23 protein-coding genes are annotated in these 25,898 nt (G+C 61.2%); 3 read left to right on the top strand and 20 right to left on the bottom strand.

Annotation, left to right across the window (positions count from 1 at the left end; genetic code table 11):
- Window positions 1-87 precede the first annotated feature (87 nt).
- The 4 genes from ABVN21_RS12585 to ABVN21_RS12570 form a co-directional block, all read right to left on the bottom strand.
- The gene (locus ABVN21_RS12585; RefSeq protein WP_339556384.1) at window positions 88-1,644 is read right to left on the bottom strand and encodes an amino acid permease; all 1,557 of its coding nucleotides are present in this window, start codon (window positions 1,642-1,644) and stop codon (window positions 88-90) included.
- Between the two features lie 133 nt (window positions 1,645-1,777).
- A complete protein-coding gene (locus ABVN21_RS12580; RefSeq protein ID WP_339556383.1) occupies window positions 1,778-2,938 on the bottom strand; it encodes an iron-containing alcohol dehydrogenase in 1,161 nt (386 codons plus the stop codon).
- A 3-nt stretch (window positions 2,939-2,941) separates the two neighbouring features.
- On the bottom strand, window positions 2,942-4,333 hold the full coding sequence (locus ABVN21_RS12575) for an aldehyde dehydrogenase family protein (RefSeq protein ID WP_339556382.1): 1,392 nt from the start codon (window positions 4,331-4,333) through the stop codon (window positions 2,942-2,944).
- Between the two features lie 7 nt (window positions 4,334-4,340).
- Window positions 4,341-5,714: a glutamine synthetase family protein gene (locus tag ABVN21_RS12570; protein WP_339556381.1), complete on the bottom strand. Its 1,374-nt coding sequence runs from the start codon at window positions 5,712-5,714 to the stop codon at window positions 4,341-4,343.
- Between the two features lie 233 nt (window positions 5,715-5,947).
- Here ABVN21_RS12570 and ABVN21_RS12565 point away from each other — a divergent pair, with 233 nt between their 5' ends.
- A complete protein-coding gene (locus tag ABVN21_RS12565; protein ID WP_339556380.1) occupies window positions 5,948-6,274 on the top strand; it encodes a carboxymuconolactone decarboxylase family protein in 327 nt (108 codons plus the stop codon).
- Window positions 6,275-6,632: 358 nt separating this feature from the next.
- The gene (locus ABVN21_RS12560) at window positions 6,633-7,613 is read left to right on the top strand and encodes a GlxA family transcriptional regulator (RefSeq protein ID WP_339556415.1); all 981 of its coding nucleotides are present in this window, start codon (window positions 6,633-6,635) and stop codon (window positions 7,611-7,613) included.
- 14 nt (window positions 7,614-7,627) lie between these two features.
- On the opposite strand, the gene ABVN21_RS12555 is transcribed toward ABVN21_RS12560, so the two are convergent.
- A complete protein-coding gene (locus tag ABVN21_RS12555; RefSeq protein ID WP_339556379.1) occupies window positions 7,628-8,167 on the bottom strand; it encodes an HIT family protein in 540 nt (179 codons plus the stop codon).
- 249 nt (window positions 8,168-8,416) lie between these two features.
- Window positions 8,417-9,394, bottom strand: a complete 978-nt coding sequence (locus ABVN21_RS12550) for an alpha/beta hydrolase (RefSeq protein WP_339556378.1) — start codon at window positions 9,392-9,394, stop codon at window positions 8,417-8,419.
- Between the two features lie 210 nt (window positions 9,395-9,604).
- Here ABVN21_RS12550 and ABVN21_RS12545 point away from each other — a divergent pair, with 210 nt between their 5' ends.
- Window positions 9,605-10,612 (top strand): Ldh family oxidoreductase, encoded by a 1,008-nt coding sequence (locus tag ABVN21_RS12545; RefSeq protein WP_339556377.1) that lies wholly within the window; start codon window positions 9,605-9,607, stop codon window positions 10,610-10,612.
- A gap of 292 nt (window positions 10,613-10,904) precedes the next feature.
- Here ABVN21_RS12545 and ABVN21_RS12540 read toward each other — a convergent pair whose 3' ends face one another.
- From ABVN21_RS12540 to ABVN21_RS12475, 14 genes are all read right to left on the bottom strand, one after another.
- Window positions 10,905-12,485, bottom strand: a complete 1,581-nt coding sequence (locus ABVN21_RS12540) for an aldehyde dehydrogenase (NADP(+)) (RefSeq protein WP_339552379.1) — start codon at window positions 12,483-12,485, stop codon at window positions 10,905-10,907.
- A gap of 133 nt (window positions 12,486-12,618) precedes the next feature.
- Window positions 12,619-14,016: a fosfomycin efflux MFS transporter AbaF gene (abaF, locus tag ABVN21_RS12535; RefSeq protein ID WP_339552378.1), complete on the bottom strand. Its 1,398-nt coding sequence runs from the start codon at window positions 14,014-14,016 to the stop codon at window positions 12,619-12,621.
- 71 nt (window positions 14,017-14,087) lie between these two features.
- A complete protein-coding gene (locus tag ABVN21_RS12530; protein WP_034150208.1) occupies window positions 14,088-15,005 on the bottom strand; it encodes a dihydrodipicolinate synthase family protein in 918 nt (305 codons plus the stop codon).
- Window positions 15,006-15,163: 158 nt separating this feature from the next.
- Window positions 15,164-16,192, bottom strand: a complete 1,029-nt coding sequence (locus ABVN21_RS12525; protein ID WP_339552377.1) for a proline racemase family protein — start codon at window positions 16,190-16,192, stop codon at window positions 15,164-15,166.
- 157 nt (window positions 16,193-16,349) lie between these two features.
- Complete coding sequence (locus ABVN21_RS12520) at window positions 16,350-17,072, bottom strand: amino acid ABC transporter ATP-binding protein (RefSeq protein WP_339552376.1); 723 nt, start codon at window positions 17,070-17,072, stop codon at window positions 16,350-16,352.
- Window positions 17,065-17,715: an amino acid ABC transporter permease gene (locus tag ABVN21_RS12515; RefSeq protein WP_339552375.1), complete on the bottom strand. Its 651-nt coding sequence runs from the start codon at window positions 17,713-17,715 to the stop codon at window positions 17,065-17,067. The genes ABVN21_RS12520 and ABVN21_RS12515 overlap by 8 nt, the downstream gene beginning before the upstream one ends.
- Before the next feature lie 9 nt (window positions 17,716-17,724).
- Window positions 17,725-18,390: an amino acid ABC transporter permease gene (locus tag ABVN21_RS12510; protein ID WP_339552374.1), complete on the bottom strand. Its 666-nt coding sequence runs from the start codon at window positions 18,388-18,390 to the stop codon at window positions 17,725-17,727.
- Window positions 18,383-20,161, bottom strand: a complete 1,779-nt coding sequence (locus tag ABVN21_RS12505; RefSeq protein ID WP_339552373.1) for an aconitase family protein — start codon at window positions 20,159-20,161, stop codon at window positions 18,383-18,385. Before ABVN21_RS12505 ends, ABVN21_RS12510 begins: the two co-directional genes overlap by 8 nt.
- Before the next feature lie 10 nt (window positions 20,162-20,171).
- Window positions 20,172-20,990, bottom strand: a complete 819-nt coding sequence (locus tag ABVN21_RS12500) for a transporter substrate-binding domain-containing protein (RefSeq protein ID WP_339552372.1) — start codon at window positions 20,988-20,990, stop codon at window positions 20,172-20,174.
- Window positions 20,991-21,375: 385 nt separating this feature from the next.
- Entirely contained in the window at window positions 21,376-22,125 is a 750-nt protein-coding gene (locus ABVN21_RS12495) for an AraC family transcriptional regulator (protein ID WP_339552371.1), read from the bottom strand.
- A 71-nt stretch (window positions 22,126-22,196) separates the two neighbouring features.
- Window positions 22,197-23,453, bottom strand: a complete 1,257-nt coding sequence (locus tag ABVN21_RS12490) for an FAD/NAD(P)-binding oxidoreductase (protein WP_339552370.1) — start codon at window positions 23,451-23,453, stop codon at window positions 22,197-22,199.
- Window positions 23,450-23,686, bottom strand: a complete 237-nt coding sequence (locus tag ABVN21_RS12485) for a (2Fe-2S)-binding protein (protein WP_339552369.1) — start codon at window positions 23,684-23,686, stop codon at window positions 23,450-23,452. Before ABVN21_RS12485 ends, ABVN21_RS12490 begins: the two co-directional genes overlap by 4 nt.
- Window positions 23,679-24,794 (bottom strand): FAD-dependent oxidoreductase, encoded by a 1,116-nt coding sequence (locus ABVN21_RS12480; RefSeq protein WP_339552368.1) that lies wholly within the window; start codon window positions 24,792-24,794, stop codon window positions 23,679-23,681. The genes ABVN21_RS12485 and ABVN21_RS12480 overlap by 8 nt, the downstream gene beginning before the upstream one ends.
- Window positions 24,791-25,723, bottom strand: coding sequence for a 4-hydroxyproline epimerase (locus ABVN21_RS12475; protein WP_339552367.1), 933 nt, complete (start codon window positions 25,721-25,723; stop codon window positions 24,791-24,793). The genes ABVN21_RS12480 and ABVN21_RS12475 overlap by 4 nt, the downstream gene beginning before the upstream one ends.
- Window positions 25,724-25,898: the final 175 nt, after the last annotated feature.

The following is a 25,898-nucleotide window of genomic DNA, read 5'->3' as shown; positions in this document are numbered from 1 at the left end:
TCGACTGAACGACCGCTATCGCCGGCAAGCCGGCTCCTACAGGTGAACGCGTACACCCATCACCGAAGCAATGGGTGGGCACTCAAATCAAGTTCGCTTATCCAACGCCGCTTCAGCCGCCGCAATCTCAGCCTGCCGCCTGGCAATCACATCGCCCACCGGCGGCCCCTGGAACCTTCTCGCCTCAAACCCGAACCAGACAACCGCCGTCAACACCAGAAACCCGATGGTGATGTACAACGCCCAATCATTCGGCGGCTGAATCCCGATGATGAAAATGATCACCATCGACAGCACCGACAGAATGGCAAACACCGAGTACCAGAAACGCCCCATGTTCCACGGCCCCATGGTCGGCCACTTCGCCGTGCCGAAAGTAAACAGGCCCAGCACGATAGGAATCACGAAGGAGAAAAACAGGAAGATCACCGTGCAAGACACCACGATGGTGTAGACCGGCGTCTCACCGACCGAGATCACCGACGAGCCCCAGTCGAACAACACCGCCAGGGTCGCACCGGTCCAGATCGCCGCCACCGGGCTGCGAAAGGTCGGTGACACCGAGGACAGCGCCTTCGAGAAAGGCAGACCACCGTCACGGGAGAAGGCGAAGATCATGCGTGAAACCGAGGTCACCGTGGCCAATCCGCAGAGCACTTGCGAGATGAATATCGCCACGTACAACGCGAGCTTCAGTGTCGGGTTGACCTGTGTGTCCATGGCCCAGAAAAACACACTCCAGCCTTTGCTGGCGGCCTCATCCATGTTCGGCAGCATCAACACGAAGGCGCTGAGCATCACCCAGCCGAACAGTAACGACCAGACCACCGACATCACCATGCCCCGTGGCACCGATAGCGCCGCATTGCGGGTTTCCTCGGAGGTGTGCGCGGAGGCGTCGTAGCCTGTGATGGTGTAGATCGGCAACAGCAGGCCGAGCATGAAAATCCAACCGTTGGACACTTGTGGCCAGACGCTGCCGCCAGCCTCGCCGGAATAGTTGCCGAAGGTCACCAGCCGGGCGAATTCGTAACTGGGAGCCGAGATCAGGCAGACAATGGTCAACGCCAATGCAGTGGCGAAAATCAGGTAGCCGGAGAAGTCCGTGAGCTTGGCGGTCAGGCCGATGCCCAAGTGGTTACACAACGCCTGGATACCGGTGAGGATCGCCAGGAAAATCACCCGCGTAGTGGTCGTGTCCTCCATGCCCAGCGCCGGTCCGAAGGCACCGAAAAAGAAGTAATAGGTGCCGACGTTGATCGCGCCGAGCACCGTGACCAGACCCAGCAGGTTAAACCACGCCGTCAGCCACCCGGTAAAGCGATTACCCAGTATCGAGCCCCAGTGATACAGGCCGCCAGCGGTGGGATAAGCCGAGGAAATCTGTGCCATGGCCAGGGCGAACACCCCGGAAATCAGGCAGCCGATCGGCCAGCCGATGCCGATGGCTGCGCCGCCCGCGCCCGAGGTGCCCTGGGCCAGTGAGTTGATGCCGCCGGAGAGGATGCAGATGATCGAAAAGGAAATCGCAAAGTTGGAGAAAACGCCCATTCGTCGCGAGAGCTGCTGGGCATAGCCCATGCTGTGCAGCACCTTGACGTCTTCGTCGTGCGCGTCGGTGCCGGGCTGGCTTGCTGGGTTCATTTTTGGTGTGCCCCTTAGGTTTTGGTACGCATCCATCCGGGGTACCGGATGGGGTGGCCTTCAACCCCTTGTCGTACTGCTCCTGTTTCCACGCGATAAAACCTGCCCATTCGACCCTGGACAGTCGACTGCTCTAGAGACGGCCGTGAAACGCCGCATCGAAAATTTCTGCCGCACCGGCCCGGGTGATCGGCAGCGGATTGCCGCCAGCCGAGGGGTCGACAACGGCCATGTCCGCAATCAGGTCGGCCTGTTTGTCATCCACACCCAGCTCAAACAGCGTGTGCGGTACGGCGATGTCCTTGCGCAATTTCAGGATGAAAGCCAGGAAGCTGTCGAAACCGGGGGAGGGCAGACGCAAATAAGCCGCCAGGCGTGTGATGCGTTCTTCGATGGCCGCTCGATTGAACTTCAACACATACGGCATCAGCGTGGCATTGGTCATGCCGTGATGGGTGTCGTACAGCGCACCGATGGGATGGGCGAGGGCGTGCATGCCACCGAGTCCTTTTTGAAAAGCTGTTGCGCCCATCGCCGCCGCCGCGAGCATTTGTCCGCGCGCGTCGAGGTCGGAAGGGGTATGCACGGCCCGCACCAGCGCTTGGGTCACCAGGCGCATGCCTTCCACCGCAATGCCATCGGCCAAGGGGTGAAAGCCGGGAGCGCAGTAGGCTTCCAGGCAGTGCGACAACGCATCCATGCCCGTGCCAGCCGTGATTTTCGGCGGCATGCCGACGGTCAGTACCGGGTCGCTGATGACCACGCGCGGCATCATTTTCGGGTGGAAGATGATGCGTTTGGTGTGGGTCGCTTCATCGATGATCACCGCCGCGCGGCCGACTTCAGAACCCGTACCTGCCGTGGTCGGCACCGCGATGACCGGGGCGATGCGGGTTTCATCGGCGCGGGTCCAGTAGTCGCCGATGTCTTCGAAATCCCAGACCGGGCGGGTCTGGCCACTCATGAACGCAATGAGTTTGCCCATGTCCAGGCCACTGCCACCGCCAAAGGCGATCACTCCGTCATGGTTGCCGGCACGCCAGGCATCGAGCCCGCCGGCCAGGTTGGCTTCGACCGGGTTGGGCTTGAGGTCGCAGAACATTTCGGCACCGAGACCGTCGGCGCGCAGGGCATCCAGCGCTGCCGTGGTGATCGGCGCGCGCGCCAGGCCACTGTCGGTGACCAGCAGCGGTCGCTGGATACCCTGGCTGCGACAGACCTCGGCCAGTTCGGTGATGCGGCCGACACCGAAGCGAATGCTCGTGGGGTAATTCCAGTTTCCGGTCAGGCTCATGGCTCAGATCTCGTGGCGCAAATGGAAGGATTTGGCGCGGGTCAGGTGTTCGTAGCCAAGACGCGACAGGGTGACGCCGCGCCCGCTGTTTTTCACCCCGGTCCAGGCCAGGGCCGGGTCGAGGTAATCGCAGCGGTTCATGAACACGGTGCCGGTGTCGATCTCGTTGCCCAGGCGTTCGGCGGCGGCGAGGTCCTGGGTCCAGATCGAAGCGCTGAGCCCGAACTCGCTGTCGTTCATCAAGGCAATGGCTTCATCGTCGCCGGTCACCGACATGATGCCGACCACCGGACCAAAGCTTTCATCACGCATGACCGACATTTGATGGGTGACATCCACCAGCACCTGCGGCCCGAGGTAGGCGCTGCCCGGCACATCGGCGGGGAAGGCTTGCGGATCAATCAATGCCTTGGCGCCCTGGGCCAATGCTTCGGCAATCTGGGCACGCACGAACACCGCTGCGCCCGGTGTCACCAACGGGCCGAGCGTGGTGGATTCGTCCAGCGGATTTCCGAGCACGTATTGACGGGTCAAGTCGGCGAAACGCTCGATAAACGCCGGGTAGATTCTCTGATCGACATAGATCCGTTCCACGGCGCAGCAGCTTTGCCCGGAATTGAAAAAGCTGCCGTCCACCAGGTTTTCCACCGCATGGTCGAGGTTGGCATCGGCCCGCACGTAGGCCGGGTCTTTGCCGCCAAGCTCCAGGCCCATGCCGAGAAAGCGCCCGGTGGCAGCGCTTTCCATAGCCTTGCCGGCTTCCACGGAACCGGTGAAGTTCACCTGCTGCACGCGTCCGGAACTGATGATCGCGGCAGTCTGGTCATGGCCGAGCAGCAGATGATGGAACAGGCCCTCAGGCAGATTGGCGCGGCGCATGGCCTCGGCAAATCGTTCACCCACCAGCAGGGTTTGCGAAGCGTGTTTGAGGATGACGGCGTTGCCCGCCATCAGCGCCGGGATCACCGTGTTGACGGCTGTCAGATACGGGTAATTCCACGGTGCGACCACCAGCACCGTGCCCAGCGGCTCGCGTTTGATATGGCGCCGAAAACCCGCCACAGGCGCGGGCTCCACCGCTGCCAGCACTTCAGGCGCAATGGCGATCATATGTCGCGCACGCTCTTCGAAACCGCGCAATTCACCCGCGCCAAAGCGCACCGGTCGGCCCATTTGCCAAGCCAGTTCCGGGACGATTTCGTCCTTCATGGCCAGCATCGCGTCCACCGCGGCGCTGCAAAAAGCCGCGCGTTCGCTCAAAGGTCGGCGTTTCCATTGCGCCTGGGCAGCGGCGGCAGACGCCAACGCCTGCTCGATCTGCGCAGCATCGGCAAACGGACGCTCAGCGTAGACCCGGCCGTCGACCGGGGAGATCAGTTGAATCGTCGAAGTCATGATGGTCTCAGTAACGTTCAAAACCGCGCTGCAATTCCCAATCGGTAATCCGCCGGTCGTACTCCTTCTGTTCCCATTCGGCGGTGTGCACGTAGTGGTCGACCACTTCATCACCGAACGCCTCGCGCAACATGCTCGAGCCCTTGAGCGCCGCACTGGCTTCACGCAGCGTCTTGGAGACTTCCGGCAGTTTTTCGTCGACGTAGGCGTCGCCTTCGAAAGGAGGGTCGAGTGTGAGCTTCTCGTCGATCCCGGCCAGCCCGGCAGCGATCAACGCGGCGAAGGCCAGGTAAGGGTTGAGGTCGGCCCCACCGATGCGGCATTCGATGCGAATGGCTTTGCTGTCTTCGGCGCACAAGCGAAAGCCTGCGGTGCGATTGTCGCGGCTCCACACCGCGCGGGTCGGGGCGAAGGTGCCAGCCTGAAAGCGTTTATAGGAATTGATGTAGGGCGCCAGGAAACAGGTGATGTCGTTTGCATATTTGAGCTGTCCGGCGACCCAGGCGCGCATCAGTTTCGACATGCCGAACTCGGCCTTGGCGTCGAAGAACAGTGGCTTCTTGGCGTTCTTGTCCCACAGCGAATTATGGATATGGCTGCTGGAACCGGCGGCGTCGTAACGCCACTTGGCCATGAACGTGATCGCCTTGCCCTGCAGCTGCGCGATCTCCTTGCAGGCGTGCTTGATGATGACGTGGTGGTCGGCCATGGTCAGGGCATCGGCGTAGCGAATGTTGATCTCTTCCTGGCCCGGCCCCCATTCACCCTTGGAGTTCTCCACGGGAATGCCGGACGCTTGCAGATGCTTGCGAATCGCCCGCAGCACCGGCTCTTCGCGGGTGGTCTGGAGGATGTTGTAATCCTCGATGTAGTGCCCGGCGGTTTTCGGTTTGTAGTAGTTGCGCTTGTGGATCGATTCGTAGCTCTCGTCGAACAGATAGAACTCCAGTTCCGAGGCGAACATGCCGGTGTAGCCGCGTTCACGCAGCCGCTCGATCTGTTTTTTCAGGATGGCGCGCGGGCTGTGGGGCAAGTCTTGTCGATGGTGATGTTCGAGCACATCGCACAACACCAGCGCCGTGCATTCCAGCCAGGGCACCTTGCGCAGCGTGCTCATGTCGGGCTTGAGCACGAAGTCGCCGTAACCCTTGCTCCAACTGGCGGCGGCGTAACCGGGCACCGGCTCCATGTCGATGTCATCGGCCAGCAAGTAGTTGCAGCAGTGGGTTTCTTCATAGCCGCTGTCGATGAAAAACTCGACCTGGAATCGCTTGCCGACCAGTCGCCCCTGCATGTCGACCATGCACACCAGAACGGTGTCGATTTCGCCGGAGGCGGCAGCACGCTTGAGTTCATCGAAACTGAGAAGAGGCTTCGTCATCACGGCAAGTCCTGCGCAAATTGTGTGGGCCTGTCTGAAATAGCTGTTGCAGACGCTCTCCAGAAAAACCCAAAACCTGCAGATGCGAGCATCGTGAGCAATTAGCTGCACTAAGCTTAGCTGACTGTCGCTTTTCGCAAGTTTTGCTGATCGAAGCCTTTATCAATCGGGTAAAACACGGCCGCAAATGTGCTCAAGTGCGTTGCCCGGACCAGGTTCGCGAGGAGAAAAAAATGCCCAAGAAGAGAGCGCACAACACCTACCGAAACCTCAAGCAGCAATACCCGGACTATCTGGATGCGGTGGAAGCCCTGGGTACCGTTGTGCGTCATGCCGGTCCGCTGGACGAGCAAGTGGTCCAGTTGATTCAGCTCGGCGCCGCCGCGGCGATCCATTCCGAAGGCGCCGTGCACAGTCACACCCGACGCGCACTGGAAGCCGGCGCAACCCCGGAGCAGATCCGCCACACCCTGATCGCACTGACCAGCACGATCGGGTTCCCGACCGTGGTGGCGGCGATCAGTTGGGCGGAGGATGTGATGGGTGAGGAAGTGGCATAAACGCGGCGGACTCAAAAGATCGCAGCCTGCGGCAGCTCCTTGAATCACGCAGGATCTGCCGAAGGCCGCGATCTCTAAGGCTCTACCTACTCAGACGCATCAATCGAGCGTGACACTGAACCTGTGGCGAGGGAGCTTGCTCCCGTGGGACGGCGCAGCCGTTCCTTTTTTTGGGGTCGATTCGCGTCCCAGCGGGAGCAAGCTCCCTCGCCACAGGGTCGTTTTCGTCGACGAAAATGGTGTCGTAGCGGATGAGTTCCATCGCACAATGGCGCCTCGCGACACAGGCATTTTTACGGTTCAACGGCGTAACGGAGTGGGTCGGGCATTGATCGAAAGACGGCAATTCAGCGGAGGCATGAAGGGCAAAAACCTTCGCTATCTCAATGAGCATTCAGGCGACCTGCGAACGATTCGGGCGGGATTTTTGCTGCTCGAACATTTCTCGCTGCCGGCGTTTACCCAGGCGCTGGATACCATTGTCACGGCGAACCTGCTGCGACCGGGCTCGTTTTCTTCCCGAACGTTCGGTTTGAGCGAGGGCGAGGTGGTCAGCGATCTGGGACTGGTGATTCGGCCGGATACGCTTCTCGATTGTGCTGAAATCAAAGATCTGGATCTGCTGGTGATTTGCGGCGGCTACCGGACCGAACTCAAGGCAAGTGAAGGTTTTATCAGTCTTTTGAGGACCGCATCAGAAGTGGGTGTCAGCCTGGCCGGGTTGTGGAACGGCGCATGGTTCCTGGGCAAGGCAGGCTTGCTGGACGGTTACCGTTGCGCCATTCACCCCGAACACCGTCCGGCGCTGGCCGAGTTCTGCAAGGCGACACAGGTCAGCAGTGAGCCTTACATCATCGATCGAGACCGACTCACGGCTTCCAGTCCTTCCGGCGCGTTCCATATGGCGCTGGACTGGATCAAGGGGCTGCACGACAAAGCTCTGGTCGAGGGAATCGAGGACATCCTGGCGTTCGAGGAGTCGCGTTACCGGCGCATCAAGCCGACGGAAAATATCTGCGTGAGCGCGCCATTACGCGAGGTGGTGAAGTTGATGGACACCAACCTCGAAGAGCCGCTGGAGCTGGAACAACTGGCGGTTTATGCAGGCCGTTCGCGGCGTCAACTCGAGCGTTTGTTCAAGGAGCAATTGGGTACAACCCCGCAACGGTATTACATGGAATTGCGTATCACCGAGGCGCGTCGACTGCTCCAGCACACCGAACTGTCGCAGGTCGATGTGCTGGTGGCTTGCGGGTTTGTTTCACCTAGTCATTTCAGCAAGTGCTACAGCGCTTACTTCGGTTACAGGCCGTCGAAGGAAAAGCGCCTGGTCAAATAAAAGCTCACGGCACGTCACTGGATGGTTGGCGTGCGTGCGCCCATCGCGGCTACGCGACTGACCGCCAGCGGTGGGCTGAACGCCAGCCGCAAACGGTCGATGACTTGCTCGATCGACGGTCCATGGATAGACGGTGGCTCAGGGCTCTCACCAAATTCACGCCAGATGAACAGCGTCATTTCCGCGCCATCGGTCAGTGAATGGGCGTTGGCGCCTGCACCGAAGTTCATCAGCAGCCGGTACCGCTCATCCTTCCAGAACAGTTCCTCGACCCACGGGTACACCGGAATGAAGTGGAAGTGGATGGGGAATCCGGGGTCGTGGCCGAATCGACTGATGTAGAGCCACTTCGGCTGAAACTCCGTTTGCAGGATTTTCTGCACTTTGGCGAGCAGCACACCCATCTCGGCCAGCGCGCCGTCGGGGAGATCCGCCAGCGAACGGGTGTTGTATCGTGTCCCGAGCACCAGATAGCCAGGGAGCTTCGACGACATATGATGGTTGAGTATCCAGTGAGCGGTCTCATGGATAATGAATTGTCGTGCTATTTCCATGGGGGGTGTCCGTTGTCAGAACCTTGTACTGAAAACATCTGGATTTCACGGTCAAGCAGGGCCATCAAGTTTACCACTACTAATACTAGATCCAGATTTGGTTAGGGCGGCAGGCTTTTTGAGATCATGTCGCTGATACACATGCTGGTTTCGGGCCAAATGCCTTGAAACGCAAGCGGCCGAACATGATTTTGATCATGGTCCGGCAGCTGCGATTTGGCTTGCTTCTATTGATCAAGCGTCTTGGCGTCAGCTTTTGATGAATGCCAACAGGTCTGCGTTGATGACCTCGGGATTGGTGGTGCACAGGCCGTGCGGCATGCCTGGGTAGGTTTTCAATGTGCCTTTCTTGAGCAACTTGATCGACAGGTGGGCCGAATCGGCGATCGGCACGATCTGGTCGTCCTCGCCGTGCAGCACCAGGGTCGGCACGTCGATGTTCTTCAGGTCATCGGTGAAGTCGGTTTCCGAGAAGGCGCGAATGCAGTCGTACTGCGCCTTGGCCCCGCCGTTCATGCCTTGGCGCCACCAGTTATCGATGATCGCTTCAGACACTTTCGCGCCCGGGCGGTTGAAGCCATAGAACGGCCCGCTGGGAAAATCGCGATAAAACTGCGCGCGGTTGTCGGCCACGGCTTTGCGCAGGCCATCGAAAACGTCCTGGGGAATCCCGCCGGGGTTTTGCGCGGTGCGCAGCATGATCGGCGGCACCGCACCAATCAATACCGCTTTGGCGACGCGGCCACGGCCATGGCGAGCCACATAACGCGCGACTTCACCACCGCCGGTGGAGTGGCCGACGTGCACGGCATTCTTGATATCGAGGTGCGCCATCAGCTCCGCGACATCGGCGGCGTAGGTATCCATTTCGTTGCCGACAGCGGTCTGGGACGACCGGCCGTGACCGCGACGATCGTGGGCGATGACCCGGAAACCCTTGCTGAGGAAAAACAGCATTTGCGTATCCCAGTCGTCGCTGGAAAGCGGCCAGCCATGGTGGAACACAATCGGTTGGCCGCTGCCCCAATCCTTATAGAAGATCTGGGTGCCATCCTTGACGGTGATCGTGCCCGAACCGCTCGCATTGCCGTCGCTTTTGCCACTTGAAGGTGCAGCAGACGGCGCTTGCTGCGCGGCCAGTACAGGCGCGGCCACTGCCATGGCAGCGACTACTGCACCGGTGGTCATCAAGGCCCGACGGGTTGTTCCGCTCGTCTCATCAGTCATTTTTCAACACCCCTGTGTGTTCTGGATTTCGTTTGGAATTTATGGCCAAAACACTGCACTCACCAGTAGACATGGGTGTTTGCCATTAACCCTTTGGTATGAACGTTATTCGTCAATGCTGTGCCGATTTCGTCACTCCCTGCGCCCAAAGCCATCAAGCCACGCCGCCTCGAACAGGCCACCCTGAGCGGTCTGTTCAAGGAGATGACCATGATCCGATTGACCCTGATCGAGGCCCGCGAGTTGGCCGAATCGATCCTTTTGCACAACGGTTTCAACCTGGCCCACGCGCAAGCGGTGGCGGCGACGGTGATTGCCGGTGAGCGTGATGGCTGCGCCTCCCACGGCCTGTACCGGATTCTCGGTTGTGTGAATTCCCTGCGGGCCGGCAAGGTGTCGGCCGATGCCGAGCCACAGGTGATCGACCAGGCACCGTCGATCGTGAGGGTGGATGCCGGCGGTGGTTTTTCGCAATTGGCCTTTCAGGCGGGGCTGCCGTTGCTGGAGGAGAAAACCCGGGCCAACGGGATTGCGGCACTGGCGATCAATCGCTGCGTGCATTTCTCTGCGTTATGGGTGGAGATCGAGCAACTGACCGGTGCCGGACTGGTGGCGCTGGCGTGTAATCCGAGCCATGCCTGGGTGGCGCCGGCCGGTGGACGGTTGCCAGTGTTCGGTACCAATCCGATTGCCTTCGGCTGGCCGCGCGAAGGCCTGAATCCCTTCGTATTCGACTTCGCCACCAGCGCCATCGCCCGTGGCGACATCGAACTGCATCGACGCGCCGGCAAAGCGATCCCCGAAGGCTGGGGCATGGACGCGCAGGGCCAGCCAAGTACCGATGCCAACGTCGTGCTCGACAGCGGTGCGATGTTGACCTTCGGCGGGCACAAGGGCTCGGCACTGGCGGCGATGGTCGAGTTGATAGCCGGGCCGTTGATCGGTGACTTGACCAGCGCCGAGTCGCTGGCGTACGACGCCGGCAGCAAATCCTCGCCGTACCATGGCGAGCTGATTATTGCGCTGGATCCACGGCGCTTCTTGGGGGATGCCGCACCGGAGCATTTGGCCCGGGCCGAGGCGTTGTTTCAGGGGATCGAGGGGCAGGGTGCGCGGTTGCCGTCACAGCGGCGTTACACGGCTCGGGCGCAGAGTTTGGTGGAGGGGGTGCAGATTCCGCAGCCGTTGTACAACGACCTGAAGGCGTTGCTGGCTTGATCACATAGCCCGTAGGAGCTGGCTTGCCAGCGATGAGGCCGGCAGATTCAACATCGATGTTGACTGTCAGGCCGCCATCGCTGGCAAGCCAGCTCCTACAGGTATTCAACGACCTGAAGGCGTTGCTGGCTTGATCACATAACCCGTAGGAGCTGGCTTGCCAGCGATGAGGCCGGCAGATTCAACATCGATGTTGACTGTTAGGCCGCCATCGCTGGCAGATTCAACATCGATGTTGACTGTCAGGCCGCTATCGCTGGCAAGCCAGCTCCTACAGGTTTGTTGAGTGTTTTTAGATCGGGTTTCGCTCGCTGGTGCCGTCGATGAGGCGAGCGATACCCAGCGGGTTAGCGTTTTTCAGGGCGTCGGGCAGAAGCGTATCCGGACAGTTCTGATAACACACCGGGCGCAGGAAGCGCTCGATGGCCAAGGTGCCAACCGAAGTGCCACGAGCATCGGATGTCGCCGGATAAGGCCCGCCGTGCACCATCGCATCGCAAACTTCGACGCCGGTGGGGTAACCGTTGAACAGCACTCGGCCGACTTTTTGTTCAAGCAGTACCAGCAAATCTGCGTGCTCTTGCAGGTCCTGTGCTTCGCCGATCAGGGTGGCGGTGAGCTGACCGTGCAGGCTGTTCAGTGCCTGTTGCAGTTCAGTCGTATCGGCGACTTCGACGATGATTGTGGTCGGCCCGAACACTTCTTCCTGAAGCAGCGGATCACCCCTGAGCAGCAGACTCACGTCGGCCTTGAACAGTTGCGGCCGCGCCTGATTGCCGTGCTGTTCATGACCCGCCAAATGGGTAATTCCCGGATGGCTGATCAAGGCGTGCACGCCTTTCTCGTAGCTGCCGAGCGTGCCGGCATTGAGCATGGTTTGCGCCGGTTGTTCCGCCATCAAAGTGGCTAACTGTGCGGTGAAGGCGCTGAACCGGGGTGAGCGGATGCCGATCACCAATCCAGGATTGGTGCAAAACTGACCGCAACCCTGGACCACCGAGGCCACCAGTTCGCGGGCGATTTTCTCGCCACGCACCTGCAGTGCTTCGGGCAGTACCACGACCGGGTTGATGCTGCTCATTTCGGCGAACACCGGGATCGGTTGCGGCCGCGCGGCTGCCATGTCGCACAGTGCGCGTCCGCCCTTCAGCGAACCGGTAAACCCGACCGCTTGGATCGCCGGATGCTTGACCAGCGCTTCGCCGACGCCGGCGCCGTAGATCATGTTGAACACACCCTTGGGCATGTCGGTTTGTTCGGCGGCGCGGATGATGGCGTCGGCCACGATTTCGGCAGTCGCCATATGCCCGCTATGCGCCTTGAACACCACCGGGCAACCGGCGGCCAGCGCCGCTGCGGTGTCACCGCCAGCCGTGGAGAAGGCCAGGGGAAAGTTGCTGGCGCCGAACACCGCCACCGGCCCGATGCCAATCCGGTATTGACGCAGGTCGACCCGTGGCAGCGGTTGACGGTCGGGCAGGGCGCGGTCGATGCGTGCAGCGTAAAAATCACCGCGTCGCAGGACTTGGGCGAACAGGCGCATCTGACCGCTGGTGCGGCCGCGCTCGCCTTGTATGCGGCCGCTCGGCAACGCGGTTTCGCGGGTGACCAGGGCGACGAACTCATCATTCAGGGCATCCAGTTGCGCTGCGATGGCTTCGAGAAAATCGGCACGGCGTGTGGCGGGCAAGTTGCGGAACGACGGATAGGCAGCAGCGGCAGCCTGGGCGGCGGCGTGTACTTCATCCGCTGTGGCCTGCATGAAGGTGAAGGGCAGCGCTTCGCCGGTGCTGGCGTCATGGCTTTGCAGCGCGATGTTGCCGGCGGCGCTGCGTGTTCCGCCGATGTAGTTGTGGCCGAGGATCTCGGACATGAAAAAAACTCCGGTCATAAAGTTTGAAACGAAACCCTTGTCGGAGCTGGCTTGCCAGCGATGGCGGCGGATCAGGCATACAGCGTCGCGACAATCGCCAGCAAGCCGGCTCCTACAGGATTGGCGTTCGCAGTCAAGCTAGCGAATCGCTCCGGCGCGGGGTGGCAGGAACGGTGTTGTCCAGCGCCGCAATACGCGCAGCGGACTCGGCATCGACCGCGTGCAGCGACTTGCCACGGGTTTCACGGGTCAACCCGACCGCGACAATGGAAATCAGTGAGGCGCCCACCAGGTACCAGGCGATCGGTGTCGAGCTGTGGTATTTGTTGAGCAGGGTGATCGCGATCAGCGGCGCCAGGGAACCGGCGAAAATCGGCGCCACCTGATAGCACAGCGACAATGCGGTGTAGCGCACGTGGGTCGGGAACATCTCGGCCATCAGCGCCGAGTACGGGGCGTAGGTCATTGACTCGATGGCGAGGCCCAGGGTAATCGCCGCCATGATCAGCCAGTTGTTCCCCGTGTCCATCATCGGGAATCCGACGAAACCCCAGAACGCAGTGAGCACGGCGCCGACCAGGTACACCGGTTTGCGCCCGACCAGGTCCGACAGATAGCCCATCAGCGGGATCAGGAAGAAGTGCAGCAAGTGTGCACCGAACATCAAAAGCAGAATCTCTGAAGTGTCCTTGTGCACCACCAATTTCAGGTAAGTGATCGAGAAGGTGACGACGGTGTAGTAGAGGATGTTCTCGGCAAACCGCGCGCCGATGCCGACCAGCACCGAACGCCAGTGGTGCCGCAGCACTTCCACCACGCCCAATTGCTGTTGCTTGGTTTGCGCCTGACGGGCCTGGGCTTCCTTGAAGATCGGGGCGTCATCGACACTGGTGCGAATCCAGTAGCCGATCAGCACAACCACTGCCGAGAACCAGAACGCCACGCGCCAGCCCCAGGCGAGGAAGTCCTGTTCCGACAGGTTCGACGACAGCAGCAGCAAGGCGACAGTCGCCACCAGGTTGCCAGCCGGCACACCGGCTTGCGGCCAACTGGCCCAGAAGCCTCGACGATTGTCCGGGCAGTGTTCGGACACCAGCAGAATCGCGCCGCCCCATTCACCGCCAAAGGCGAAGCCCTGGATCAGTCGCAGCAGCACCAGTAACACCGGTGCGGCGTAACCGATCTGGTCGAAACCGGGCAGGCAGCCCATCAGGAAAGTGGTGATGCCGACCACCACCAGGCTTAGTTGCAACAGGCGCTTGCGGCCGAATTTGTCACCGTAGTGACCGAACACCAGGCCACCCAAAGGACGGGCGAGAAAACCCACGGCGTAGAGGGCGAAGGCGGCGATGATGCCGTCGATGGGGCTGTCGGTCTGGCGAAAGAACAGCTGGCCGAACACCAGTGCCGACGCCGTACCGTAGAGAAAGAATTCATACCACTCGGCGACCGTGCCAGCCATGGCGGCTGCCACGACGCGCTTGAGTCCCGAGGGGGTGGTTGCGCTTGGAATGTGTTGAGTGTTGGACATGCTGGCGTTTCCTGTAGAGGCGCAAAAAACAGGCAGCCGGGCCGGACCGCGAAGGTCCGCCCGGCAATCACTCAGAGACCGACGTCCGGCAGCTGCGGACGGTTGGCCAGGGCCTTGGCCATGATCTGTTCGACGAACACACGATCGGCTTCCGGCAGAGCCAAACGTGGCGGACGGGTGAGCGCGCTGCCGCGACCGGCGATGGCTTCGCACAGCTTGATGCATTGCACCAGGTCTGCGCGGGCATCGAGGTGCAGGATCGGCATCAGCCATTCATAGATCGGCATGGCTTCGGCGAAGCGTCCGGCCTTGGCCAGACGGAAAATGGTTTCGCCTTCTTTGGGGAACACGTTGGACATACCCGAAACCCAACCTTCGGCACCCACGGCGATGCTTTCCAGCACCACGTCATCCAGACCGGCGAACAGCACAAAACGGTCGCCCACTTCATTGCGCACGTCGATGAAGCGACGGGTATCGCCGGAGGAGTCCTTGAAGCACACCACGTTGTCGCAGTCGGCCAGGGATATCAGGATGTCCGGGGTCACGTCGTTTTTGTAGATCGGCGGGTTGTTGTAGACCATCAGCGGCACGTCGGCGTTTTTCGCCACGTAACGGTAGTGCTCGGCGGTTTCGAACGGCTTGGAACCGTAGACCAGCGCCGGCATCAGCATCACGCCATCGACGCCGACCTTGCGCACGGCGTTGGCGACCTTGGCCGCCTGCACGCTGGTGAATTCGGCCACGCCGCAGATCACAGGCACCCGGCCGCGAGAGGCGTCCACCGCGACTTCTGTCACGGCGATTTTTTCTTCGGCGGTCAGCGAAGTGTTTTCACCGACCGAACCGCAGACCACCAGGCCTGAAACGCCATCACGGATGACGTTCGAAATCACCTGATGGGTTTTATCCAGGTTGATGGTGAAGTCATCGTTGAATTGAGTGGTCACCGCCGGGAAGACGCCACTCCAGTTAATACGCTTGCTCATTGTTACCTCCAGTTCGTGTTTGTATTTCGTATACGATATTTAAAGTGAAAGAATTCGGCTAGTGCTTTTTTCAGGTTTTTACAGGTTTATTGGGCCGTTGGTCTGACGCCGTAATTTTGTGGCGAGGGAGCAAGCTCCCTCGCCACAAAAGCTTCATGTCATGCACCCGGCCAAGTATCGGAGAGGCGATAGCCCTGCGGCCATGGATCGCTCGGGTCGAGCAGCAATTGGTGGGTGCCGGTGATCCAGGCCCGCCCGGAAATACACGGGTAGATCGCGGAGCGTCCAGCCACTTCGGTCAGCGAATCGATGCGGCAATGGAACTCGGAGCCGAGGATCGAACGCCCGATAAACCGCTCGCCGACCTGCATCAAACCCTTCGCCTGCAACACGGCCATGCGTGCCGAACAACCAGTGCCGGTGGGCGAGCGGTCGATTTTGCCCGGCTGAATGACTACCGCGTTGGCGCCGGTGGCGATGCCGTTTTCATGGACGATGGGCGCGGCAATCTGACAAAAGGAAATGTGCGACCAGTCCGGATTCAGCGGATGGACGAAACCCAGTTGTTCGTTGGCGGCACGGGTGATTTTCAGTCCCGCTTCCACCAAGTCAGCTGCTTCGTCCGGCCGGATGGAAAAGCCCAGGCCCTTGGCATCGGCAATCACAAAGCTGTCACCACCGTAAGCCGTATCGACCTTGAGCGAGCCGAGACCTTCGACTTCGATCCACGCATCCAGGCGATCGGCGAAGGAGGGCACATTCTTGATTTCCACCCGTTCGACCTTGCCATCGCGGCAATCGGCCACGGCCTCGATCAGTCCCCCGGGAGCCTCCAGCACCAGCCGCGTTTGCGGCTCGGTCATCGGCAGGATGCCGCTGTCGAGCAACACGGTCGCCACGCACAATGAGTTGGAACCGGACATTGGCGGGGTGTCCGCCGGCTCCATGATGATCCAGGCCATTTGTGCCCTCGGGTCTTTGGCGGGGACCAGCAGGTTGACGTGACGGAACACCCCGCCGCGCGGCTCGTTGAGCACGAAGTTGCGCAGGGTTTCATCCTTGGCGATCCAGCGTGACTGTTCCCACACCGTGGCACCGGGCGGCGGGGCAACACCGCCGACGATCACGTCGCCGACTTCGCCTTCGGCGTGGCAGCTGACCACGTGGATGACTTTTGATGAGCGCATGCTTTGCTCCTTGTTTAGCTTGTCACGGTCTTGATTTCTGTAGGAGCTGGCTTGCCAGCGAAGATTGCAAGGACGACGCATTTATCCAGACTGCACGCGTTATCGTTGACGGCCATCGCTGGCAAGCCAGCTCCTACAGGGTTGAGTTGGCCAGTGGTTATTTCACTGATTTGAGAAACGCCGCCGTCTCCGCATGCAGCGGATTGCCAATCACCTGATCCGGCGACCCGATCTCATGCACCAACCCGTTGCGAAAGAACGCCACACGATCGGACACGTCGCGAGCGAAGCGAATCTCGTGGGTCACCAGGACCATGGTCATGCCGTCTTCAGCGAGCATGCGCATGGTGTCCAACACCTCGCCCACCAACTGCGGATCGAGCGCCGAGGTGGCTTCGTCGAACAGCATGTAGTCCGGCGACATGGCCAGGGCGCGGGCGATGGCCATGCGTTGCTGCTGACCGCCCGACAACTTGCCAGGGAAGGTCTTGAGCTTGTCGCCCAGCCCCACGTGGGTCAGCTGTTTTACCGCCAGTTCCTCGGCTTCGGCCTTGCTTTTGCCCAGCACCTTGCGCGGCGCGAGCATGACGTTTTCCAGCACCGTCAAATGCGGAAAGGCATTCCATTGCTGGAACACGATGCCGATCTTCTGCCGCAAGCGGTTGAGGTCGGTGTCACTGTGATGGACCTCGACGCCGTCGACGCGGATGTTGCCTTTCTGGATCGGCTCCAGGCCGTTGATGCACATCAGCAGGGTCGATTTGCCGGAACCCGAGCCGCCGATGATCGACACCACCTCGCCCTTGTTCACCGTCAAGTTCACGCCCTTGACCACTTCCAGGTTGCCGAAGGATTTATGTACGTTGTCGATCTCAATCATTTTCTTGCCACCTTCTTTCCAGACGAGCGCCAAGGCGTGCAACCACCAGGCTCATGACGTAGTAGATAAGGCCCGCGATGCACAGCACCAGCAACGGTTCCTGGATGCGGGTCACGATGGTTTGCGAGGCGCGCAGCAGTTCGACGATGCCGATCCACATCACCAGCGCGGTGTCTTTCATCACGCCGAGCACCAGGTTCAGCCAGCCGGGGAAGGCGACTCGGGTAGCCATAGGCAGGACGATCCAGCGCAGGTCCTGAAGAAAACTCAGACCCAGCGAACGACTGGCCCGGCGTACCGTGAATGGCACCGCCAACACGCCGCCGCGCACGATCTCGGTGAAGTACGCGGCGGTGTACACGCCAAGCACGATGCAACCGACGCTGAAGGCGCTGATGTTCAGGCCGACGATGCTTTTGAATGAGTTGAAAAGCACGAACTGGATCAGCAACGGCACGCTGCGAAACACGTCCAGCACCCAGGCCAGCGGCAGGCTGGCCCGTGGCAACAGCGCGCGCAGCAAGCCGAACAGCAACCCGGCGATGGAGCCGAGGATGATCGACCAGAACGTCAACTGCAGCGTGACCCAGGCGCCGTTGAGCAGGAACATCAGGTCATTCGAGGAAAAATCGGTGGCAAACATGGACACTCCTCAGTAACGAAACAACCGCCAGGCCATTAGCCGGGCTGTCGCGACGATCGCCTTGGCAATCGCGTAATACAGCACGGCCGCAATAGCGAAGTATTCGAAGGTACGGAAGGTTTTGACATTGTATTCCTGGGTCACGCCGGTCAGGTCATTGTTCAGCCCGACGATCACCCCCAGCGACGTCATCAGCACCGCCCAGACCATCTGATTGGTCAGCGGGTAGAAAACAATTCGCAGCAGCTGCGGGATGATGATCATCCGGTAGGTCTGGAAGGCACTCATGCCCAGTGAGCGGGCGGCGCGCACCTGCGTCGTGGGAACTGCCTTGAGGCCGCCGCGGAAGTTTTCCGCGAGATAACCGGCGTTGTTGAACGTGATCCCCGCCAGCAGCGCGAACCATGAGCTGACGTGCAATTCCAGTGAGCCGAGACCGAAGTACAGGACGTAGACCTGGAACAACGACGGCGTGTTGCGGGCGACCGAAACCCAGCCGTTGCCGAACCCGCGCAGCAGCCGGTTTTTGCTTTCGCGTATGACCGTCAGGGCCAGGGCAATCAGCACACCGAAGATCATCGACAGCGCCGCGGTCTCGAAGGTGACCACGGCGCCGGCGAGCATGTCCGGCAGGGCGCGCAGGGCCGCGCGCCATTGGAAGGTGTAATCAAACATGCGCGGGGCTCTCCAGTTGGGCGGCAGGTTGCAGCCAGGCCGGCAGGTGGCCGCTGGCCGTGGCGTTACAGGCGGCATTGACGCATTCGGCGAGGCTGGCGAAGTGCACCTTGCGACCCACCAGACCGGGAGCGTAATGGGCGTATTTGCCGGAGTTGGTCATGAGGTTTTTCGCGGCCGGCGGAATCACCGGCTCGCCGAGCATGCACCAGCAGGTGTCGGTGACCAGCGTGGCACCGAAGGCCTCGAGCACGGCGATATGCCCGGCCTCTCGCGCCTGTTCCAGCACGGCTCGCCCGCAAGTGATGGCGAGCACCACATCCGGGTGTCTGCGCCGACCACGACACAGTTGTGCGAGGTGGGCGAACTCGCTGAGGGAAAAATGCGGGTTGCCCAGCGACACCACATCCACACGGCTGTCACGGGCACTGTTGAGCTCGCGCCAACTGAGCAGCAGGTCTTTCAGGCGGATTGTTTCCACGGGAATGGATTCGTCCGCTTCCAGCACCCGTGACGGATCGATGGCCTCCGGCGTGACGCCGGCGATATGAAACAGTGGCGCCGCCGAAGTGGTGGCGAAGGCTGCACCGAAGGCTTTGAGATCGTCGAGGCTTGGCTTGCGGTTTTCCAGGCCCAGCACCAACGGCACGCGGCTGCCGGCCAGGGTGCCGATGTGATAACCGAGCAACGGATAAAAGGCATCGTCCAAGTCACCGAGGTCGGGCAGCACAATCTGCAACCGGGCGTTGCGTTGCGCGTCCAGATGGCAGCCAATCAGTGGCGCACGGCCGGTCAGGGCGATGCAGATGTCGAGATAGTCTGGGTACTTCAGAGTACGTGCGCCAAGTACGCTGTTGGCGTAAACCACGGCGTTGGATTCGGCCCAGACAATCTGCTCGCCAGCCTTGGGCGCACTGTCGAGCAGGTACGGCGCACAGGTGAAACTCAGTTGTGCGCCCATCGCCATGTAGGCGTCGCCCAAGGCACTGGCCGGTTCGCCAAGTGCCGGGTCGATGCCCAACTCGCGCCAGCGGCGCTGGTCCACGGATATCGAATTTAGGGTGGTCGGCACTCGAACCTTCGCGCCCCATTGCACCAGTTGCCGGGCAAACTGTAGGCTCGCCGGTCCTGTGTAAATGCAGCCGTCGATGTGCGCCTGGGTGACATCCACCAGATGGCGGGCGCCTTGCAGTTCGGCCATGCGCAGGACGATCTGCATGGCCATTTGTGCAGCCTTTCCGTGCTGGCCGTCGAACAGCGCCTGATCGTGTTCGGTGAGTTCGATCGTGCTGCGCTGGTCTTCTGTCTGCGCCTGATTGTCGAGTGCCTGCCAGGCATCGCCCGGCAGGTCTTCGAAAAGATTCAGGCTTGCCCCTTCGACCCGAGCGAAAGTCTTGCCGCGCAAGTCGGCGAAGGCCTCCTGGCCGATGCACAGCACCGGCAGAGAGCGCTCGAAAATGGTCTGCGCCACGAGCACGCCCAAGGTCAGGATCTCATCGGGTTCAGCCAGCACCAGTGCCGCCGGTGCATGGCCGTTGCTGATCAGTTCCATCATCACACTGCTGCCGGTGCACGAGCCGCGACCACTGGGAATCGCCAGCACCCGGCCAGCCAGGTGTTCGCCGCTGAGCGGATGGTGGCGATCGATGACCTCGCCACTGGCGGAGTCGACGCCGCCCCAGAAACTCAATCCGACATCGGCGAACAACACGGCACCTTGGGCGGCGCCCGCGACCAGACTGCGACCGGTCAGAGAAATGGACCTGGGCATGCCGGACACCTTAGTAGTAGACCTTAGGCACAGTCAGGTTGGTCGGCGTGATTTCTGTGCCGACCCATTTGACGAACAGTTCGTCATAGCGGCCAGTACGCACCTGTTGATTGACGAACAGATTGAGGTAATTGAGCAAACCGTACTCGTTGCGCTTGGCACCGAGGGACACGTAGTCGATCACGTAGGGCGCGTTACCCGCGACTTTGAGGTTTTTGTACTTGCCCGATTTGAGGGTGGCGGCGGCGACGGTATTGGTGACCACGGTAGCGTCGATGTGACCTTGGGCGACGGCCAACAGCGTGTCGTTCTGCGACTGATAAGCCCGGAAACTGCCGGTGCCCCAGTTCTTCACGTCTTTCTCCAGGGCGATGGCCTCGTAGGTGCCGCTGGTGTTGCCCACCGGTTTGCCCTTGAGGTCGTCGAAGCCGTTGATGCCGGTGTTGTCGCGGGTCAGCACCACCATCTGGAACGCAAAGTAGGGCACGGTCAGGCCGACGGTCTTGGCGCGTTCGAGGGTGTCGGAGGTGGAAGCGACGATCACGTCGGCCCGGCCGGAAACCAGTGCCGGGATACGGTCAGGAAAAGGCGTTTCGACCACTTCAGCCTCAACCCCCAGGATCTTCGCCAAGTCGTTGCAGTAGTCCACGTCGAACCCGGCCGGGTTGTTACTTGCATCGCGGAAACCCATGGGTGGGAAGTCGAGGGTCACGGCGCATCGCAGCTTGCCGGAGCCGATGATGTCGTCGAGCTTGTCGGCCTGGGCGGTGGCGATGAAGGAGGTACTGAGAACAGCGCTGAGGGCTACGGCAAATGCGGGGTTTTTCATAGAGGCCTCGTTGGGTTAAGTGCTGTAGAAATATCGTATCGTGGATTTCGTATACGATATTAACAATAGCAATCACTGTGCCGGTTTCCAGTTTGAGGTGTGAAATTGTTGTCGGGGCTTGGCGTAGCGGCGTTGTAGGGAGGGATCGCGGCAGAGTTATTCGTTGTGACGTTGATAGGGTGTTACATATCGGAGCAATGGTTGGGCAGGCGCGCTTTTTAGAAACACTGGCCAACCAGGTTGTACGTGTACTGCGTAGGAGCAAGCTTGCTCGCGATGGCGGCAGATCAATCAACCCTGTAGCGCCTGTTACGCTGCCATCGCCGGCAAGCCAGCTCCTACAGGGGATCGGGGCCGGAAGCGAAGACCAGCTTGTAGGCCGCCCCTAACCCCGATCCCCCCGATATTGACTCGGCGACAAACTGGTCAACGCACGAAACTGCCGGCTAAACGCACTGTGATCGGTATACCCACAGCGCAAGGCAATCTCCGTAATTGGCAAATCGCTGTGCAGCAATAACCGCGAACCCTCTTCCAGCCGCGCCTTGTGAATCATCTGCCGCGGCGTGAGCTGGAACACCCGTTTGCAGTGACGTTCCAGTTGCGCCACCGAATACCCGGCAATGTCCGTCAATTCGGCAAGGCTGATAGGCCGGGCAAAGTGATCGCGGATATGCGAATCCACCGCCGCCAACTTCTGATAAGCCGGATGACTGGATTGCGGCGATTGCAGGTCGCGGGAAATACCGGCCAGGCCAACGATGTGACCCTGTTCATCTTTCAGGGCGAGTTTGTGGGTCAGGCACCAGATCGGCTGGTTGCCGAAATACAGGTGCAGTTCCAGTTGGTCGGCCAGTACCCGGCCGCTGGAGAGCACCCGTCGATCCTGTTCGGTGTACAGCGGGCCGAAGTTCTCCGGGAAGACCATGTCGGCGGTGCGCCCCAGCAGTTCCTCGCTGAGTTTGAAACCGCAACGTCGCGCCAGGGTCTGGTTGACGAAGGCGTAACGGGCTTCGCAATCCTTGATGAAAAACACCACGTCGGACAGGGTATCGAGGAGCGGCGCAATCGGCTGAAGACTGTTCAGCAGCGTCGGCAAATCGCAGGGTTTGAAGGTGGTCAGCGAGGGGTACATGGCGTTGGGGGCCTGATGGCGACCCCCGGGATCATAGTGGCTCGACTGCGCGGCCGAAACCCCTGGCATGGTTATGACGCTGGCGGGGTGTCGTCCAGGGACATCAAGGTTTCGATGCGCGCCGGGCTGAACGGTGGGCGTGGCGCCGAGGGTTGCCATCCAAACAGATGCTGCACCGCGCCGCCACAGACGCGGCCCTGGCAGGCGCCCATGCCACAGCGGCTGGACAGTTTGGCTTCGCGCCAGTCCGAGTGCCCGGCGAGGGCCGAGTAGGGCACGTCTTCGCAGCGACAAACCAGGGTGTCGTGACGGGCCAGAGACTTGAGTCGCGGGTCAAGGACGAAAGCCTGATTCAGCGTCTTGGCAAAACCCTGCCAGCGTGCCCGGCGCGGCCATAATTGACAGGCCGCTTCGACATCGCCAACCGCGGCGTGGCCGGCAATCGCACCTTCCACCAAAGCCAGTTCACTGCCACCGAAACCGGTGCATTCACCCGCCGCGTAATGATCGACGCGACTGGCCTGCCATGCATCCACCGCCAGCGCTTGGCCTTCAACGGCGTAACCCAATGCCTGGCCCAACTGGATGTTCGGGATCAGGCCGAAACCGCAGGCCAATCGATCGCATTCCACTTCAACGATTTTGCCTTGCTGTTGCAGGCGTACGCCTTCAAGCCGATCCGTGCCGAGGGCCGCCAGCACGTGCGTGGCGGCGCGGTAATGACGATCGAACAAACTGAACGATTGCAGCCATTTGCCAGGCCAGCGCGGCAGTTGCGCGGCGAAACCGGCAACGGCCGTGAGGGAGGCTTGCTCAGCGATGCGTTGTATTTTTGCGCCGTGCTTTTTCGCGGTGGCGGCGCTGGCCAGCAACAGCGGCCCGCTGCCGGCGATCACCACTCGCTCATCCTGCACCGGCAACCCGGCCTTGATCAGCGCCTGCAAGCCACCGGCGCCGGTAACGCCGGGCAGTGTCCAGCCAGGGAAGGGCAGCAGTAACTCGCGGGCGCCGGTGCACAGGATCAATTTGTCGTAGCTGATCAGCCAGCCGTGGTCTTCGTCTTCGACCAGCAGCTGTTTCGGGCCGGGATTGGCGATTACTCGGGTGCCGGCGTGATGGCGGATGTTGTTGTGGGACTGCAAACGCTCGCGCATCTGAAGGGCCTGAAGCGGCACGTTGGACTGCGGGCCGTCGCGCCAGATTTGCCCGCCCGCCTGCGGGTTGTCGTCGAGCATGACAATGCGTGCACCGCTCGGCGCAGCGGCCAGTGCGGCGGCCATGCCGGCCGGACCGGCACCGATGATCAACAGATCGGCGTATTCGTTCATGGGCGAGTCTCCACCTGCATGCCGTCAAGGCAGAGGGTTTGGCAAGCCAAGCGACGTCTGCCGTCGATGGTCACCCGGCACTCCTGGCAAATGCCCATGCCACACAGCGGTGCGCGGCGCTGACCACTGACCGACGTGCGCGTGCAACCGTCACTGCCCAACGCGAGGGCCGCGGCGACGCTGGTGCCTTCAGCGACTCGCAGGGCTCGGCCGTCCAGCATCAATTCAGGCATAGGCAGGTTCTCCGAGAAAACGCTGGGGCAGGTAGGGTTGCGAGGCCAGTGGCGGGGTTTCGTTGAACAGTTGCGCCACGAGCAGGTCGGCAGTGCCTGGGGCGGTGGTCACCCCCAATCCCTCATGACCGACCGCCAGCCACAAGCCCTGGCGTTGCGGGTGCTGACCCACCAATGGCAGGCCATCGGGGCTGGCGGCACGAAACCCGGTCCAGGCACGAATACCATTGAGCCGCGTCAGTCCCGGCATGTACTCGGCGGCACGCTTGAGCATTTTCGCCAGCATCCAACCTTCGACCTGCGGGTCGGTGGTGCCGAATTGCCGCGAAGCACCGATGAACAATTGCCCCGTTGGGCGCGGCTGGATATTGCAGGCGGTCGACGGGCCTTTGGCGTTGTGGGCGCTGGTGACGTAACCCAGTTCCACCAGGGTGTGGGTGACGGTGGCGGGGTAGCGGTCGGTGATCAGCAAGTGGCCTTTTTTCGGCTCGATGGGCAGCTCCGGGCACAGTTCGGTTGCCTGAATGCCGTTGGCCAGCACCACGGCTTCGGCGCTTAACCACTGGCCATCGTCGAGTCGCACGCGGTTGCCGTCGACCTCGCTGACCCGCGCCCGGCGTTGGCGGATGTTCGGGGTGTCGAGCATCCAGTTGGCCGTCGCGGGCGCATACAGAATGCCGTCGCCATTGATCAGCAGACCGCCTTCAAGGCCCTCGCGCAGTTCCGGTTCTCGCTGGCGCAAGGCGCTGGCGCTGACCAATTCACACACCTCGCCCTGGGCCTTCAGGTTCAGGTATTTGCTGTGGGCGACCGCCATTTCTTCAGTGTTGGCCGCCAGCCACAGCGTGCCGTTGTTGCGATAGGCGCAACCGTCGGGCAAGTCCGGGCCAAGCTCGCGCCAACGTTGCAGGGAATATTGACTCAGGGCCAGCTCCGCCGGGTTGTCGTCGAGAACCAGCAGGTGACCCATGCCCGCCGCCGTGGCGCCGTGCAGGCCAGCGTCGAGCACCAGCACCTGCAAGCCACGACGCGCCAGCGCCTGGGCGCATGCCGCACCGATGATGCCGGCGCCGATGACGATGACATCGGCGACCTGGCCCTGGCTCATGGGCGAATGCCCCAGGCGAACGGGTCGTCCTGCTCAATGATCAAACTGGCTTCGGCGCTGATGAACGCACGGCCACGAATGGTCGGCACGATGCGCTCACCTTGCCATTCGAAAGAGCCTTCGAACTCGCTGCCGATGACACTGGCCTGGCGCCAGATCTGCCCTGGCTGCAACTTGTCGTCGGCCGCCAGGCAGGCTAGTTTGGCGCTGGTGCCGGTGCCACAAGGTGAACGGTCGTAGGCCTTGCCGGGGCAGAGGACGAAGTTGCGGCTGTCAGCCTGAACGTCATCGGCGAACAGCTCAACATGATCGATCAATCCGCCGTCTTCGCCGCGAATGCCCTGGTGTTCCAGTGCTTGCTGCACGGCGTAGGTGTAAGCGGTCAGGGCGTCAAGGTTGTCGCCCCCCACGCGCAGGCCGTGGTCGGCGATCAGGAAAAACCAATTACCGCCCCAGGCAACATCGCCGGTCACCTGACCGATTCCTGGTACCTGCAATTGCAGCGCCTTCCGATAACGGTAGGCCGGCACGTTGCGCACGCTCACCGAATGGTCGTCGTGAAGGTTGGCCTGCACCGTGCCCACCGGGGTCTCGATGCTGTGCACGCCCGGCCCGATCTTCCCCAAATGGGCCAGCGAGGCCACCAGGCCGATGGTGCCGTGACCACACATGCCCAGATAACCGCTGTTGTTAAAGAAAATCACCCCGGCGCAGGCGCTCGGGTCAACCGGTTCGCAGAGCAGGGCGCCCACCAGCACGTCGCTACCCCGTGGTTCTAACACACAGGCAGCGCGCCACTGGTCATGCTGTTCGGCCAGGATTTTGCGCCGTTCAGCCATGCTGCCCGTTCCCAGATCAGGAAAACCGGCAGTCACCAGACGAGTCGGTTCGCCGCCGGTGTGGGAGTCGATCACGGAGATGCGTTTCATGGGAGGGCCACGTCCATTCGGTTGAGTGAATGAAAGAGTGGTCCTAGAAGCGGGGTGGAGGCTTGATGGATTTAACCGGTGCCGATGACGAAATCGGCACAGCGGATTTTGATGGCCGCAATATTGGATGCCGCTCGAACTCGTGGGAGCTGGCCTGCCAGCGATGAGGCCGGTT

The sequence above is a fragment of the Pseudomonas sp. MYb327 genome, from assembly GCF_040438925.1.
GTDB lineage: Bacteria > Pseudomonadota > Gammaproteobacteria > Pseudomonadales > Pseudomonadaceae > Aquipseudomonas.
This window is presented reverse-complemented; position numbering and strand designations above follow the sequence as displayed.

Excerpts from the sequence above, each read along its gene's own strand:
- ABVN21_RS12585 (WP_339556384.1), bottom strand. The coding sequence starts at position 1,644 with ATGAACCCAGCAAGCCAGCCCGGCACCGACGCGCACGACGAAGACGTC.
- ABVN21_RS12580 (WP_339556383.1), bottom strand. The coding sequence starts at position 2,938 with ATGAGCCTGACCGGAAACTGGAATTACCCCACGAGCATTCGCTTCGGT.
- ABVN21_RS12575 (WP_339556382.1), bottom strand. The coding sequence starts at position 4,333 with ATGACTTCGACGATTCAACTGATCTCCCCGGTCGACGGCCGGGTCTAC.
- ABVN21_RS12570 (WP_339556381.1), bottom strand. The coding sequence starts at position 5,714 with ATGACGAAGCCTCTTCTCAGTTTCGATGAACTCAAGCGTGCTGCCGCC.
- ABVN21_RS12565 (WP_339556380.1), top strand. The coding sequence starts at position 5,948 with ATGCCCAAGAAGAGAGCGCACAACACCTACCGAAACCTCAAGCAGCAA.
- ABVN21_RS12560 (WP_339556415.1), top strand. The coding sequence starts at position 6,633 with ATGAAGGGCAAAAACCTTCGCTATCTCAATGAGCATTCAGGCGACCTG.
- ABVN21_RS12555 (WP_339556379.1), bottom strand. The coding sequence starts at position 8,167 with ATGGAAATAGCACGACAATTCATTATCCATGAGACCGCTCACTGGATA.
- ABVN21_RS12550 (WP_339556378.1), bottom strand. The coding sequence starts at position 9,394 with ATGACTGATGAGACGAGCGGAACAACCCGTCGGGCCTTGATGACCACC.
- ABVN21_RS12545 (WP_339556377.1), top strand. The coding sequence starts at position 9,605 with ATGATCCGATTGACCCTGATCGAGGCCCGCGAGTTGGCCGAATCGATC.
- ABVN21_RS12540 (WP_339552379.1), bottom strand. The coding sequence starts at position 12,485 with ATGTCCGAGATCCTCGGCCACAACTACATCGGCGGAACACGCAGCGCC.
- abaF (WP_339552378.1), bottom strand. The coding sequence starts at position 14,016 with ATGTCCAACACTCAACACATTCCAAGCGCAACCACCCCCTCGGGACTC.
- ABVN21_RS12530 (WP_034150208.1), bottom strand. The coding sequence starts at position 15,005 with ATGAGCAAGCGTATTAACTGGAGTGGCGTCTTCCCGGCGGTGACCACT.
- ABVN21_RS12525 (WP_339552377.1), bottom strand. The coding sequence starts at position 16,192 with ATGCGCTCATCAAAAGTCATCCACGTGGTCAGCTGCCACGCCGAAGGC.
- ABVN21_RS12520 (WP_339552376.1), bottom strand. The coding sequence starts at position 17,072 with ATGATTGAGATCGACAACGTACATAAATCCTTCGGCAACCTGGAAGTG.
- ABVN21_RS12515 (WP_339552375.1), bottom strand. The coding sequence starts at position 17,715 with ATGTTTGCCACCGATTTTTCCTCGAATGACCTGATGTTCCTGCTCAAC.
- ABVN21_RS12510 (WP_339552374.1), bottom strand. The coding sequence starts at position 18,390 with ATGTTTGATTACACCTTCCAATGGCGCGCGGCCCTGCGCGCCCTGCCG.
- ABVN21_RS12505 (WP_339552373.1), bottom strand. The coding sequence starts at position 20,161 with ATGCCCAGGTCCATTTCTCTGACCGGTCGCAGTCTGGTCGCGGGCGCC.
- ABVN21_RS12500 (WP_339552372.1), bottom strand. The coding sequence starts at position 20,990 with ATGAAAAACCCCGCATTTGCCGTAGCCCTCAGCGCTGTTCTCAGTACC.
- ABVN21_RS12495 (WP_339552371.1), bottom strand. The coding sequence starts at position 22,125 with ATGTACCCCTCGCTGACCACCTTCAAACCCTGCGATTTGCCGACGCTG.
- ABVN21_RS12490 (WP_339552370.1), bottom strand. The coding sequence starts at position 23,453 with ATGAACGAATACGCCGATCTGTTGATCATCGGTGCCGGTCCGGCCGGC.
- ABVN21_RS12485 (WP_339552369.1), bottom strand. The coding sequence starts at position 23,686 with ATGCCTGAATTGATGCTGGACGGCCGAGCCCTGCGAGTCGCTGAAGGC.
- ABVN21_RS12480 (WP_339552368.1), bottom strand. The coding sequence starts at position 24,794 with ATGAGCCAGGGCCAGGTCGCCGATGTCATCGTCATCGGCGCCGGCATC.
- ABVN21_RS12475 (WP_339552367.1), bottom strand. The coding sequence starts at position 25,723 with ATGAAACGCATCTCCGTGATCGACTCCCACACCGGCGGCGAACCGACT.